Here is a 13,287-nt window from a genome sequence, read left to right as displayed (position 1 = left end):
CTTGCTTGGCATTCTCCTCTGCCTGACGAGCTTTCCCGCGATGAAAAAGACCGTACTTGCCTTCAGCCGCATCACCCCGGACATGATCGAGCGCCTGCGCCAGGACTTCGAGGTGATAGTGCCCAACCCCAAGCTGGGCGATATCGGCGCGCAATTCAACGAAGCCCTGCCCCACGCCCACGGCCTGATCGGCGTCGGTCGCAAGCTGGGCCGCGCGCAGCTGGAAAACGCCAGCCGGCTGGAAGTGGTCTCCAGCGTCTCGGTGGGCTACGACAACTATGACCTGGCCTACTTCAACGAACGCGGGATCATGCTCACCAATACCCCGGACGTGCTCACCGAAAGCACCGCCGACCTGGCCTTCGCCCTGCTGATGAGCAGTGCCCGGCGTGTCGCCGAACTGGATGCCTGGACCAAGGCCGGGCAATGGCAGGCCAGCGTCGGCGCGCCGCTGTTCGGTTGCGATGTGCATGGCAAGACCCTGGGCATCGTCGGCATGGGCAACATCGGCGCGGCCATCGCCCGACGCGGGCGCCTGGGCTTCAACATGCCGGTGATCTACAGCGGCAACAGCCGCAAGACCGCGCTGGAACAGGAGCTGGGCGCGCAGCTGCGTAGCCTCGAGCAGTTGCTGGCCGAAGCGGATTTCGTCTGCCTGGTGGTGCCGTTGAGCGAAAAGACCAAGCACCTGATCAGCCACCGCGAACTGGCGCTGATGAAGCCGGGCGCGATCCTGGTGAACATCTCCCGCGGCCCGGTGGTGGATGAGCCGGCGCTGATCGAAGCCCTGCAGAACGGCACGATTCGCGGCGCCGGCCTGGACGTCTACGAGAAGGAACCGCTGGCCGAGTCGCCGCTGTTCCAGCTGAAAAACGCCGTGACCCTGCCGCACATCGGCTCGGCCACCCATGAAACCCGCGACGCCATGGCCAACCGCGCCCTGGCCAACCTGCGCAGCGCCCTGCTCGGCGAACGCCCGCAGGATCTGGTCAACCCGCAGGTATGGAAGGGCTGAAACCCGCGCTGTCCTCTGTAGGAGCGGCCGGCCGACGCTCGATTGCCCGCTCCAGGAACGACGCGCTGTGCCTGAGATGCCGCCATCGCGAGCAAGCTTCGCTCCTACAGAAGCCCTGCCGCCCACACACCCTGTAGCCGCTGCCGAGCTTGCGAGGCTGCGAAAAGGTCCGCAGGACCTTCAGCGATAGACCTGCAGAATCAGGTCGCCTGGTTTTGCGACGGCTGCGCCGCCGTTCGCAGCCTCGCAGGCTCGGCAGCGGCTACAGATTCAGATTCAAATCCGGATGCAGATGCAGGCACAAGTCTGGGCTTGCGGAACACCAGCACGTTGCCCAGCATCACCAAGACCAGCCCGGCCAGCGCCGGGGCGGTCCACTGGTAACCTTCGGCGAAGGCCGAGACATTCAGCGCCACCACCGGGAACAGCACGGTGCAGTAGGCCGCCCGCTCCGGGCCCATGCGGCCGACCAGGGTCAGGTAGGCGGTGAAGCCGATCACCGACCCCGGGATCACCAGATACAGCAACGAGCCGATGTAGCGCGCGTTCCACTCCATATCGAAAGGGATGCCCTTGACCAGGCAATAGCCCGCCAGCATCGCCGCGCCATAGGCCATGCCCCAGGCGTTGGTGGTCAGCGGCCTGAGGCCGGCTTTCTGCTGCAGGCTGGACAGCATGTTGCCCGCCGAGAAACACAAGGTGCCCAACAGCGCCAGGCCCAGGCCGAGCAGGGTTTGCGGGCTGGCGCTATGCCCCGCCAGTTCCGGCCAGAACAGCAGGCCCAGCCCCAGCAGCCCCAGCGCCCCGCCCAGCAGTACGTTGCGGGCGATCTTCTGGGCGAAGAACACCCGGGCATTCAGGGCGTTCCACAGGGTCGCCGTGGAAAACACCACCGCCACCAGGCCGCTGGGAATCCACTGGCTGGCGTGCAGGAAGCACATGAAGTTGATACAGAACAGGCACAGCCCCTGGGCCAGGCAGATCAGGTGCCCGCGGCGGTTCATCACCTGCAGCTTGCGGCTGAGCAGCAGCATGACGAACAGCACCAGGGCCGCCAGGGCGAAGCGATAGACGATGGACACCGGAATCGCCACCACCCCCAACTGCCACTTGAGGGCAATCCAGGTGGTGCCCCAGATCAGGACGGTGAGCAGATAAAGCGAGAGGTTCATGGCGCGGGACTCCTGTGCAGGGCAACCCAGTCTCAGGCCATTGCCAGCTCGGGCGCTTGCATAAACTTGCGCTTTTGTCGGTTGCCGGGCTGGCAGCGCGCCGCCCACGGAGTAGGATGCAGAACATCGTGTAGCCGCTGCCGACAGGCTGCGATCGGCTCCGCAGGAGACGTGCCCTTGAGATCGCTGAAGGCCTTCGGCCTTATCGCAGCCTATCGGCAGTGGCTACAGAATGCCGTTCAATTTCAGACCTGACCGCCATGCCCGCACTGGAAACCCTGCAAGTCTTTCAAGCCCTGAACCGCTCGCCCAATGCTCGCCTGGAGCACAGCGCCGAGCTCGGTGACGGCCTGGCCGCAGCCTTGTGGAGCAACCATCACGACGCCCAGGACTACGAAGCGCCGAGCCATCACACCCTGTCGTGCTACATCGCCGGCGGCACCGGGACCTTTCGCCGCGGCCAGCCGGGGACCAAGGGCGGCCCGGACAAGCTGTGCATCCTGCCCGCCGAGCACCAGTCTGCCTGGGTGATCAATGGCGGGATCCGCCTGGCCCACCTGTATTTCAGCCCGGAACAATTCGCCCTGGACTGCGTGACCCTGCTGGACCGCGAACCCCGCGAGCTGCAATTGCAGGAAACCACCTTCCTCGACGACCCGCAGCAGGCCCAGCGTTTTCGGCAACTGATCCGGATGAACTGGGACGAACCCGGCGAGCGCCTGCTGACCAGCAGCCTGGCCCACGAGATGCTCAGCCACGCCCTGCTGACCCAGGTCGGCCAGCGCCAGGGCCTGCGCCTCAAGGGTGGGCTGGCGGCGCACCAACGCCGGCAACTGGTGGAATACATCGACAGCCAGCTGGCCGAGCCGATCAGCCTGGGGCAACTGGCCGCGCGCTGCGCCTTGTCGGAATACCACTTCGCACGGATGTTCCGCGCAAGCTTCGGCCTGCCACCCCATCAATACCTGCTGGCGCGACGCCTGAAACATGCCCGCGACCTGCTGCGCGGCACCCGCCTGCCCCTGGGCGAGATTGCCCTGGCCTGCGGCTTCGCCAGCGCCAGCCACTTCACCAACCGCTTTCGCCAGGCCCTGGGCGGCACGCCCGGGGAATATCGCCAGGCGTTTCTCGGCTGACGGCGAGTGATCGGCAGGCGTACCGCGTCGCACCTTTTCGCGGGCAAGCCTCGCCCCTACGAACGCGGCGCCTGTAGGACCGAGGCTTGCCCGCGAAGACGGTGTATCGGTTACCCTCCGTCGTTCCAGGCTTTTACTGCAACAGCACCCGCGTCACCCGGTCTTCCAGGGCCTTGATCTGCGCGCCGTCGGCACGGTAGTTGTTCGACAGCATCACCAGCACCAACCGGCGACCATCGGCCGCTCGCAGATACCCGGACAGCGACGACACGCCCTGCATCGAGCCGGTCTTGGCGTGCAGGTTATCCACAGCCCCGGTGCCTTGCAGGCGATAACGCAGGGTGCCGCCGGTCATGCGCTGGGCATCGCCAGCCACCGGCAGCGCCGCGTACCAGGTGGCGAACCAGGGTTGCTTGCGCGCCACCAGCAACAGGTCGCTGAGGCTCTGGCTGGAAATCTGGTTGCGCCGCGACAGCCCGGAACCGTCCACCTGCACCAACCCTTGCGGACTCAGGCCCTGGCGCCGCAGGAAGCCCTCGATGGCCGCCACCCCGGCAGCGGCGGTGCCGGCATTGGCGGTCTTGCGGCCCATGGCCTTGAGCAGCACCTCGGACATGTTGTTGTTCGACAGCTTGAGCAAGGGTGTGATCAGGCCCGCCAGCGACATCGACGAGTGGCTGGCCAGCACTCGGGCGGCAGGCGCCGTGGGCTGGCCGAGGCGCACCTGGCCCTGCACCGTCACGCCCTGCTCGGCCAGCGCTTGTTGGAACACGTCCGCCACCAGGCGGGTCGGTTCCCACACGCTGACCCAATTGCGCCGCGACTGCCCCGGCGGCAAGGCACCACTGACCAGCAGCAGATTGCTGCCATGCTCACGGCCGACCTGCAGGCTGTCCGCCGTCCCAACCCGGCCCTGGTTGCGCAAGCTCATCAGCCGGTTTTCCGGGCTGACGCGAACCGCCAGCGGCGCTCCCGGCACCGTCGGTGCCGTTACCGCGACCAGTACGCTGCCGGCGTCGAAGTCGTCGTTGGGAGAAATATTGAGTGCGGAAATCTGCGCCGCGTAATACAGGCTTTCATCGTCGCTGGCCCAATCGACGCCAAGTCGTTGATCGTCGAAGGCAGTGTCGTCGAGCACCAGGTCACCCGCGACCTGACGAATGCCGGTACGCGCCACCGCCGCCGCCAACTCCTGATAATCCTTGGCCTGCATGCTCGGGTCGCCGGAGCCGCGCAGGTAGAGATTGCCGTGCAGCCGCTCGCCCTGTTGCGCACCGTCGCCCAGCACCGCGGTGGCGAAACGGTAGTCGGGGCCGAGGACGTCCAGCGCGGCGGCGGTGGTCAGCAGCTTGAGGCTCGAAGCCGGGATCAGGCGGCTGTCGGGATTGTGCTGATACAAGGCCGCACCGCTCTCGGCATCGCGCACCGTCAGCGATACCGTGGCGCCCTGGAGCGCCGGGTCGGCCAGGACCTGATCCAGGTTGGCGGCGTACCGGGCGCCGGGATGGCTGGCGCAAGCCGCCAGCGACAAGGCCAGGAACAACCCCAGCCCGCGAGTGTAAAAACGATGTACTGAACCCATGAGAAAGGTATTTCCTTGATGACCTCGAACCCACCGCCGACAACCTTGCGGCTGCGGCGGGCGCCCAGATAACGATTGGCGAGGGGCCCGTGTCAACGAACAATCGCAGCCGACGCCTCAGGCCGGGCGTTGCGCAGCGCTCATTGCGCCAATGCGGCCAGCGGACTGACCAGCAGCCCCAGCCCGGCCGCCAGCAGCGCCAGGCGCGGCTGATAGGGCAACAACAGCACCAGCGACAAGGCGCTGAGCATCAAGGCCGCGCACCACTGCACCAGGCCGAAAGCCCAGCCAGCCGCCGCGATCGCCGCCCACAGCGAGCCGGCCAGCAGCAACCAGCCGCCGAGGCGCAGGCCACTGCGGCGCCGGGCCGTGGGTTTGTAGCCCAGGAGTTCGGCGTGGTGACGGTCCATCGACAAGCACAACCCGGCAAATCCTGGGTAACACAGCAGCAGCGCCAGGAGCATTCAGTTCACCTCGGTTTCAAGGGCGGCCCGTCGCAAGCGGGCGGCGGCGGAGGGATAGACGGCAGGACGCGACATCTTCCAGGCCGCCCAGGCCAGGAACAGCCCCGCCGCCAGGCAGGTCAGGTCGAACCCGGCCCGGACCCAGTCGCCGTGCACCAGGAAACCATCCAGCACATCGGGCACCGTCAGCGCATCGAGCAGCGGCACACTGGCCAGCAGCAACGCCGCCAGGCCCAACTGCTCGACCCAGGCCTTGCGCCCGCGACGCAGCGCGGCGTGCAACAGGCTCAGGCCCCAGACGATAAAGAAGCTGTTCACTTCCCAGTCCGCCCGCTCGGCGAAGCTCACCGGCAACAGGCGGTTGGCCCAGAAGAAGGCGGCGACGGCCAGCACCAGGCCGGACATGCTGACGATGTTCAGCACTTCCACCAGCCGCAACTCGAAGGGCGTCACGCCGCTCTTGGCATGCTTGAGCTGGCGCTTGCCGAGCCAGATCACCAGCCCGGTGCCGATCATCGCGGTGGCGGCCAGGCCGCAGATAAAGTACAGCCAGCGCAACAGCGGCCCGGCGAAGAGGCCCATGTGCAGCCCGTAGAAACCGCCTCGGATAGCGACGATCGGCGACTGCGGCGGGGCAACCTGCAGCAGCTTGCCACTGACGCCGTCGAACGAAACCGCACTGCCAAAATCGCGAACCACCTGATCGCCACCGTGGCGCATGATATTCACCGAGGCATGGGCATCCCCGGGGTTGTTCACCGTGATACGCCCCACGCGGCCGCCCGGCCACTGCTCGCGGGCCTGCTGCAACAGCGGTTCGAGCTGCACCAGCGGTGCCGGCCGGCCCGCGGCCGGTGCGTTGTTGGTGGCGGGAAACGCCTCATTGAACAGTGCCCGGCTGTCTTCGCCGTAGGTGGCCAGGATGCTCGCCGGCATGACCATCGACATGAAGATCACCAGGCTGCTGTAGGTGATCATCAGGTGGAACGGCAATACCAGCACACCCACCGCGTTGTGCCCGTCGAGCCAGGAGCGCTGGCCCTTGCGAGGGCGGAAGGTGAAGAAGTCCTTGAAGATTTTCTTGTGGATGATGATGCCGCTGATCAAGGCGACGAACATCAGCATCGCCGCCGCGGTGGACAGCCAGCGGCCCCAGGGATAGGGCATCTGCAACTGGAAATGGAAGCGGTAGAAGAATTCGCCGCCGCGGGTATCGCGGGCCTGCAGCTCGGCGCCGGTGGCCGGGTCCAGCAATTTCTGGGTAAAGGCGCCGCGCTCGCCGGGCTTGCCCGGAAATTGCCACATCACCGACAACACCGGCTCGCGGGCATCGGGCAGGTTGATGAACCAGCGCGAGGCGCCCTGGGCGTGCTGCTGCAAGTAGCTCTGGGCGAGGATCAGGCTGGTTTCGTTACTGACCGAGCGCGACGGCACTTCGGGCTGCATCCAATGGCTGATTTCATCCTTGAAGTAGGCCAGGGTGCCGGTCAGGAAAATCGCCAGCAGCAGCCAGCCGAATACCAGTCCGACCCAAGTGTGCAACCAGGCCATGGACTGGCGAAATCCCTCCTTCATGAGAGATTCATCCAATACGCCAACGCAGAAATCGCCGCCAACACCAGCGCCGGCAGCAGCAACCCGAACCAGGCCTGCCAGGCCGTGCGGCAGGCGAAGCACCAGAGCACCGCCACCAGGTAGAACAGGAAGGACGCCATCATGCCGCCGAATACCGCATCGGCGCGGGACACAGGGAGCAGCAGGGTCATGCAAAGGCTGGACAACGCCGCCAGCAGGTAACCGCCGAACACAGCGGCCAGCACCCGTGAAGTCACGGCCAGGCGGTAGGAAACGGGGATCGCGGCAATTTTGCTTTTCATGTTTCGACCTTGAAACCAGGACAGCCCGGCATTGGCAAATACCTCACGCGGGCTCAAGTCGGCGCAATATTAATGATAAATATTCTCATGCGCAAAAAATCCACAACCCACCGAGGGCTCTTCCGTCGGTCCAGGTTGATTGCCCAATGCCATGCCCGGCCACTACAATGCGAACAATTCTTGTTCTCTTAAGCGTTTTCATGCTGCCGGAGCGTTCGGCTTGGCTCACTCCTCTACCGTCGAAGTCCTCTATCACGCCCATCACAGCTGGCTGAACGGCTGGTTGCGGCGTCGGCTCGGCTGCCCCGACAGCGCCGCCGACCTGGCCCAAGACACCTTCATGCGGGTGCTCAGCGCCCGGGAAACTCCGTCGATCGTCGAGCCACGGGCGTTCCTCACCACCATCGCCAAACGGGTGCTGTGCAACCACTACCGGCGCCAGGACCTGGAACAGGCCTACCTCGACACGCTGGCGCAGATGCCGGAACTGCTGGCGCCGTCCGAGGAGGACAAGGCGATCATCCTGCAGACCCTGATGGAGCTGGACCAGTTGCTCGACGGTTTGCCGCGCCTGGTGAAACGCGCGTTCCTGCTGGCCCAGGTCGATGGCCTGAAACACGGCGAGATCGCCCGCGAACTGGGGATTTCCATCGCCACGGTCAAGCGCCACCTGCACAAGGCAGCCCTGCGCTGTTACTTCGCCCTGTGAACGCTGCACTCCCCCGTCCGCCGGACATCGGCGCCCAGGTCGCCGAACAGGCCGTGCACTGGCTGCTCGAAATGCAGGCGGGGCCGCTCAGCCCGCGCCAGCAACTGGCCTGGCAGCAGTGGCACGACGCCCACAGCGAACATCAACGGGCCTGGGAGCATATCCAGCGGGTCAACCAGCGGCTGCGCGGCCTGTCTTCGCCCCTGGCCCATGCCGCGCTCAACGCGCCGAAGTCCTCCAGCCGGCGCCAGGCGCTGAAGCTGCTGCTGATCCTCGGCGCCGGTTCCGCCACGGCCTGGGGCTTGCGCGAACACAATCCGCTGACCCCGCTGATGGCCGACTACCGCAGCCCGGTGGGCCAGCGGCGCACGCTGCAACTGAGCGACGGCAGCCAGCTGCAGCTCAATACCGACAGCGCGGTGGACGTGAGTTTCGATGGCCAGCAACGGCTGATCCGGCTGTTGGCCGGGGAGATCCTGCTGACCGCCGCGACTGACCGCCGGCCGTTGCTGATCCTGAGCGCCCAGGGCCTGCTGCGCCCGCAAGGCGCACGCTTGAACCTGCGCCAGTTCAGCCAGCGCACCCAGCTGGCGGTGTTCGAGGGCAACGTCAGCCTCAGCCCGTCGGATTACTCGGCAGCGCCATTGCAGGTAAGCAAGGGGCAACAATTGAGCTTCACCCGCAGCGCCTGGGACAACCCGCGGCCGCTGGACGCCGGCAGCGGCGCCTGGAGCGAGGGCATGCTGGTGGCCGCCCATATGCGCCTGGCGGACTTCCTCGACGAGTTGGGCCGCTACCGTCGCGGCCAGCTCAACTGCGATCCACGGGTCGCCGACCTGCTGATCTCCGGCAGTTACCCACTGGACGACAGCGAACGGATCCTCGACCTGCTGGAAATCAGCCTGCCGGTGAAGGTCCGGCGCTTCACCCGTTATTGGGTCACGGTCGAAGCCCGCGCCTGAAACCTGTAGCCGCTGCCGCAGGCTGCGATAAGGCCCGAAGGGCCTTCGAGGACCTCAAGAGCACGTCCCCTTCGGGGCCGATCGCAGCCTTCGGCAGCGGCTACCAATCGGCACCGATTCAATGTTTTTTCCGACGTGCGAATTATTTTCATTTTGTGTGAGCCGTTTTCCAGCACTCGCGTGACAGAGAAGGAAAGCCCCCTTGACTGCAACCTTCTCAGGATCGATGTCCATGCCCCAGCGCCCCACTCGCCTTACGCCCCTTGCCCGTACCCTGCGCCAGTTGCTGCTGGGCACCAGCCTGAGCTTTTCCGCCCTGCCACTGGCCCTCGCCGCCGACGGCCCGGCGCGCGATTACCACATCGCGGCGGCGGCGCTGGAAAACGCCCTGAACCAGTTCGGCCGAGAAGCCGGGGTGCTGATTTCCTTTGGCTCCCAGGTCACCCGCGGCGTGCAAAGCCAGGGCCTGGAAGGCCGCTACACCACCGAAGAAGGTCTGAATGCCTTGCTCAAGGGCACCGGCCTGCAAGCCCGCGCCGAAGGCGGCAATGCCTTCAGCCTGCAACCGGTGAGCGCCGAGGGCGCACCGGCGGCCCTGGAGCTGGGCGCCTCCAGCGTAGTCGGCGACTGGCTGGGCGACGCGGCGCAGACCAACGTCTTCGAACACCCGGGTGCGCGGGACGTGATCCGCCGCGAAGAATTCGAACGCCAGGGCGCGACCCAGGCCCGCGACGTGCTCAACCGCATCCCTGGGGTCAACGCCCCGGAAAACAACGGCACCGGCAGCCACGACATGGCGCTGAACTTCGGCATTCGCGGGCTCAATCCGCGCCTGGCCTCGCGCTCCACGGTACTGATGGACGGCATTCCGGTGCCCTTCGCGCCCTATGGCCAGCCGCAGCTGTCCTTCGCCCCGGTCAGCATGGGCAACATGGACGCGGTAGATGTGGTGCGTGGCGGTGGCGCGGTGCGTTACGGGCCGCAGAACGTCGGCGGCATCGTCAACTTCGTGACCCGCGCCATCCCCGATGCACCCACGGTCAAGGGCGGCTTCCAGACCGAGACCAGCCCGTCCTCCAGCCACGACGGTTTCAAGACCACTGGCAACCTGCTGGCCGGCGGCACCGCCGACAACGGCCTGGGCGGCGCCCTGCTGTACTCCGGCACCCGTGGCGGCGACTGGCGCGAACACAGCGACACGCAAATCGACGACCTGATCCTCAAGGGCCATTACCAGCTCGACGACGCCAACAGCTTCAACGCCATGGCCCAGTACTACGAGGGCGAGGCCGACATGCCCGGCGGCCTGAACGTCGCCGACTACAAGGCCGATCCCTATCAGTCGACCCGCCCGTATGACAAGTTCTGGGGCCGCCGCACGCTGATCAACTTCGGTTATCGCTACCAGGAAGATCGCCGCGAATTCACCGTCAACAGCTTCTTCACCAAGACCCTGCGCAGCGGCTACCTGGACCAGGGCAGCTTCCTGTCGTTGTCGCCGCGCGAATACTGGGTGCGCGGCGTCGAAACCCGCTTCGCCCAGGGCTTCGACCTGGGGCCGACCAGCCATGAGCTGGGCATCGGCTACCGCTACGTCAACGAGGCCGGCCACGAGCTGCGCTACCGCACGCCGATCAGCACCAACCAGCAACTGCCCAGCACCAGCAGCCGCAACGACCGCGATACCCGCGGCGGCACCGAGGCCAATGCATTCTTCGTCGACGACCGCATCGACATCGGCAAGTGGACCCTCACCCCGGGCATCCGCTACGAGATGATCGAGTCCCAGCAGACCAACAACCTGACCAACGTCAAATACAAGGGCGACTACAACACCGCGCTGCCGGCGCTGAACGTGATGTACCACCTGACCGACAGCTGGAACCTCTACGCCAACACCGAGGGTTCGTTCGGCAGCGTGCAGTACAGCCAGATGCCCAACCGCGTGAGCAGCGGCGAAGTGAAACCGGAGAAGGCCCGCACCTGGGAACTGGGCACCCGCTATGACGACGGCAGCCTGCGGGCGGAGATCGGCGCGTTCCTGATCAACTTCGACAACCAGTACGACAGCAACCAGACCAACGACTCGGTGATCGCCCGTGGCGAAACCCGTCACCAGGGGATCGAGACCAGCATCAATTACGCGCTGGACGGCCTGAGCCCGGCGCTGGCCGGTTTCGATCTGTACGCCACCTACGCCTATGTCGACGCCACCATTCGGGAAGACGGGCCGAACAAGGGCAACCGCGTGCCGTTCTCGTCCAAGCACAAAGGCACCCTCGGCATCGGCTACACCGAAGGCCCGTGGAAGCTGAACTTCGACAGCAGCTACCAGAGCAGCCAGTTCGCCGACAATGCCAACACCTCCGCCGAAAGCGCCGACGGCAGCACCGGGCGGATTCCCGGCTACATGCTGTTCAGCAGCCGCGCCGCCTACGACTTCGGCCCGCAACTGTCGGACCTGAGCGTGGCGGTCGGGGTGAAGAACATCTTCAACCACCAGTACTTCACCCGTTCGTTCGACGACAACAACAAAGGCAAGTACGTGGGCGAACCACGGACCTTGTACGTACAGACCTCCGTGGCGTTCTGATCCACAGCCACCGCCTGGCAGTAGGAGCGAAGCTTGTTCGCGATAGCGTCCGGCCTGACACACCGCGCCGCCTTCATCGCTGGCAAGTCGGATCGCCGCCCGCTCGCTCCTACAGAAACGTGGCGCACAAAAAAGGGCCTGCAATTGCAGGCCCTGTCTGTGGAGAAATCAGCCGTCAGCTATTGAGCGCGGCCTGTTCGTTTTCCAGGAATTCCTCTTCAAGCAAGGCGTCGGCCTGGCCTTCGCGGGCGCTTGGCGCTGCCGCGGCGCGCTTGTTGCGCAACCGGCCGAACAGGTGTTCCAGGGAATTCTCCAGCTTGGTGGCCGCTCCTTCGATGGCCAGTTCCAGGGATTCGGCTTTGTGGGTCACGGAAATCGGTTGATGGCCTTTTGGCCGCGCCTCCAGTTGGCAGCGCAAATCGTGGGGACCGGGCTTGTCGCCGTTCTCGTCCCGCAGGTGAACCTCGACTCGGGTCAGGTCCTCCTCGTAGCGTTCGAGCGTGCTCTCAATGGTAGTACGTACCCACTCCTCCAGTCGGATGCTGCTTTGAATATGGTTATCGCTATTGACCTGGATTTGCATAGTTCTTCCCTTATTTCAGCTAGCTCGCGAGAGGAACCGCGTGCCCCTGAGGGCGTACTTTTTGCGGCCTCTTGGTTACAGAGTTGGGCAGAGCGCGGAACAATTCAAGCCCTTAAAAAAGATAAATATCTATTCGCAAATAAAGCCGGACAAGGAGCAAAAGCGCTGTTAATGTCGGGAGTTGGGTCGCCCCTGTCCCTGGCCTTTTTCACTCATAACTGCCCCTCTCCCAGAGGGTGCTGGCTGCGAAAAATCCCCGCCTCCTCCACCAGCCAGTCGTGCACCGCGCGCACGCCCGGATGGCTCAGCGCACCCGGCGCATACAGCAGCACATAACGCTTGTGATTGGGCACCGCGAGGCCGAACGGCACGATCAGGGTGCCGCGCTCCAGCTCATCGTTGAGCAGGGTACGCCGGGCAATCGCCACCCCCATCCCGGCGATCGCCGCCTCGATGGTCAGGTGGTTGCGATTGAAAGTGTGCCCACGCCGCACATCCGCGCCCTCGAAGCCGATGGCATTCAGATAGAACTCCCACTCCGCGTATTCATAGCTGCCGCGCCAGGCGGTAATGTCGTGCAGCAACGGGAAATGCACCAGGTCCGCCGGGCCGTGCAACGGCGGCCGCCCGCGCAACAGCCCCGGGGCACAGACCGGAAAGATCTGTTCATCCAGCAGGGCTGTGGATAACAGCCCCGGATAACTGCCGTCGTTGAGGTCGATGGCCAGGTCGAAATCGCCTTCGTGCAAGGCCACGCTGCTGTCCTCGGCCACCAGCCGCAGCTGAATGTCCGGAAAACGCTGCTGCAGCCGGGGCAAACGCGGGGTCAGCCATTTGCCGAGAAACGACGGGATCGAGCGCAGGCGCAAGGTACCGCTGATCATCCCGGCATCCAGCCGGCGCAATTCGGCGTCGATGCTGCCATAGGCCTCGTTCACCGTAATCGCCAGCCGCTGCCCCTCGGCGCTCAGTTCCACCCCACGGGCGCGCCGGTGAAACAGGCGAAAGCCGAGCCGCTCTTCCAGCAGGCGGATCTGCTGGCTGACCGCCCCCGGGGTGATGTGCAGTTCTTCCGCGCAACGGGTGAACGACAAGTGCCGCGCGGCACAGGAAAACACATGCAGCCAGACGTAGGTCTGGGCATGAAACTGACGACTCATCGTTTAGTCCTGCTAAAGGCTGTCTTAGGAAAAT

Annotated in this window: 12 protein-coding genes; 5 read left to right on the top strand and 7 right to left on the bottom strand. The window is 65.2% G+C overall.

The window, feature by feature from the left end; all coding sequences use genetic code 11:
- Positions 1 to 40 precede the first annotated feature (40 nt).
- Positions 41 to 1,015 (top strand): 2-hydroxyacid dehydrogenase, encoded by a 975-nt coding sequence (locus AC07VU_RS01250; RefSeq protein ID WP_277587897.1) that lies wholly within the window; start codon positions 41 to 43, stop codon positions 1,013 to 1,015.
- Between the two features lie 200 nt (positions 1,016 to 1,215).
- Here AC07VU_RS01250 and AC07VU_RS01245 read toward each other — a convergent pair whose 3' ends face one another.
- A complete protein-coding gene (locus AC07VU_RS01245; protein WP_053259695.1) occupies positions 1,216 to 2,187 on the bottom strand; it encodes a DMT family transporter in 972 nt (323 codons plus the stop codon).
- Between the two features lie 260 nt (positions 2,188 to 2,447).
- Here AC07VU_RS01245 and AC07VU_RS01240 point away from each other — a divergent pair, with 260 nt between their 5' ends.
- Entirely contained in the window at positions 2,448 to 3,323 is an 876-nt protein-coding gene (locus tag AC07VU_RS01240) for a helix-turn-helix domain-containing protein (protein ID WP_495029428.1), read from the top strand.
- A 133-nt stretch (positions 3,324 to 3,456) separates the two neighbouring features.
- Here the strand turns inward: AC07VU_RS01240 and dacB are convergent, their stop codons facing one another.
- The 4 genes from dacB to AC07VU_RS01220 all read right to left on the bottom strand — a co-directional run bounded on the left by dacB (position 3,457) and on the right by AC07VU_RS01220 (position 7,246).
- Complete coding sequence (gene dacB, locus AC07VU_RS01235) at positions 3,457 to 4,905, bottom strand: D-alanyl-D-alanine carboxypeptidase/D-alanyl-D-alanine endopeptidase (protein WP_495029427.1); 1,449 nt, start codon at positions 4,903 to 4,905, stop codon at positions 3,457 to 3,459.
- 140 nt (positions 4,906 to 5,045) lie between these two features.
- Positions 5,046 to 5,369: a DUF3325 domain-containing protein gene (locus AC07VU_RS01230; protein ID WP_007929380.1), complete on the bottom strand. Its 324-nt coding sequence runs from the start codon at positions 5,367 to 5,369 to the stop codon at positions 5,046 to 5,048.
- On the bottom strand, positions 5,370 to 6,944 hold the full coding sequence (locus AC07VU_RS01225) for a PepSY-associated TM helix domain-containing protein (RefSeq protein ID WP_495029426.1): 1,575 nt from the start codon (positions 6,942 to 6,944) through the stop codon (positions 5,370 to 5,372).
- Complete coding sequence (locus AC07VU_RS01220) at positions 6,941 to 7,246, bottom strand: DUF3649 domain-containing protein (RefSeq protein ID WP_495029425.1); 306 nt, start codon at positions 7,244 to 7,246, stop codon at positions 6,941 to 6,943. The genes AC07VU_RS01225 and AC07VU_RS01220 overlap by 4 nt, the downstream gene beginning before the upstream one ends.
- Before the next feature lie 220 nt (positions 7,247 to 7,466).
- Here AC07VU_RS01220 and AC07VU_RS01215 point away from each other — a divergent pair, with 220 nt between their 5' ends.
- The 3 genes from AC07VU_RS01215 (at position 7,467) to fecA (ending at position 11,510) form a co-directional block, all read left to right on the top strand.
- Positions 7,467 to 7,955: a sigma-70 family RNA polymerase sigma factor gene (locus AC07VU_RS01215; protein WP_150049096.1), complete on the top strand. Its 489-nt coding sequence runs from the start codon at positions 7,467 to 7,469 to the stop codon at positions 7,953 to 7,955.
- The gene (locus AC07VU_RS01210; protein ID WP_495029424.1) at positions 7,952 to 8,917 is read left to right on the top strand and encodes a FecR domain-containing protein; all 966 of its coding nucleotides are present in this window, start codon (positions 7,952 to 7,954) and stop codon (positions 8,915 to 8,917) included. The genes AC07VU_RS01215 and AC07VU_RS01210 overlap by 4 nt, the downstream gene beginning before the upstream one ends.
- Before the next feature lie 232 nt (positions 8,918 to 9,149).
- Positions 9,150 to 11,510 (top strand): TonB-dependent Fe(3+) dicitrate receptor FecA, encoded by a 2,361-nt coding sequence (gene fecA / locus AC07VU_RS01205; protein WP_495029423.1) that lies wholly within the window; start codon positions 9,150 to 9,152, stop codon positions 11,508 to 11,510.
- Between the two features lie 175 nt (positions 11,511 to 11,685).
- Here the strand turns inward: fecA and AC07VU_RS01200 are convergent, their stop codons facing one another.
- Positions 11,686 to 12,093, bottom strand: a complete 408-nt coding sequence (locus AC07VU_RS01200; RefSeq protein ID WP_007932409.1) for an HPF/RaiA family ribosome-associated protein — start codon at positions 12,091 to 12,093, stop codon at positions 11,686 to 11,688.
- Positions 12,094 to 12,305: 212 nt separating this feature from the next.
- The gene (locus AC07VU_RS01195; RefSeq protein ID WP_023969654.1) at positions 12,306 to 13,253 is read right to left on the bottom strand and encodes a LysR substrate-binding domain-containing protein; all 948 of its coding nucleotides are present in this window, start codon (positions 13,251 to 13,253) and stop codon (positions 12,306 to 12,308) included.
- Positions 13,254 to 13,287 lie beyond the last annotated feature (34 nt).

This window comes from Pseudomonas sp. GW821-FHT02B10 (genome assembly GCF_059421865.1).
This window is presented reverse-complemented; position numbering and strand designations above follow the sequence as displayed.

Coding starts and splice junctions, on each gene's coding strand:
- AC07VU_RS01225 (WP_495029426.1), bottom strand. CDS start 6,944: ATGAAGGAGGGATTTCGCCAGTCCATGGCCTGGTTGCACACTTGGGTC.
- AC07VU_RS01250 (WP_277587897.1), top strand. CDS start 41: ATGAAAAAGACCGTACTTGCCTTCAGCCGCATCACCCCGGACATGATC.
- AC07VU_RS01195 (WP_023969654.1), bottom strand. CDS start 13,253: ATGAGTCGTCAGTTTCATGCCCAGACCTACGTCTGGCTGCATGTGTTT.
- fecA (WP_495029423.1), top strand. CDS start 9,150: ATGCCCCAGCGCCCCACTCGCCTTACGCCCCTTGCCCGTACCCTGCGC.
- AC07VU_RS01240 (WP_495029428.1), top strand. CDS start 2,448: ATGCCCGCACTGGAAACCCTGCAAGTCTTTCAAGCCCTGAACCGCTCG.
- dacB (WP_495029427.1), bottom strand. CDS start 4,905: ATGGGTTCAGTACATCGTTTTTACACTCGCGGGCTGGGGTTGTTCCTG.
- AC07VU_RS01230 (WP_007929380.1), bottom strand. CDS start 5,369: ATGCTCCTGGCGCTGCTGCTGTGTTACCCAGGATTTGCCGGGTTGTGC.
- AC07VU_RS01245 (WP_053259695.1), bottom strand. CDS start 2,187: ATGAACCTCTCGCTTTATCTGCTCACCGTCCTGATCTGGGGCACCACC.
- AC07VU_RS01220 (WP_495029425.1), bottom strand. CDS start 7,246: ATGAAAAGCAAAATTGCCGCGATCCCCGTTTCCTACCGCCTGGCCGTG.
- AC07VU_RS01200 (WP_007932409.1), bottom strand. CDS start 12,093: ATGCAAATCCAGGTCAATAGCGATAACCATATTCAAAGCAGCATCCGA.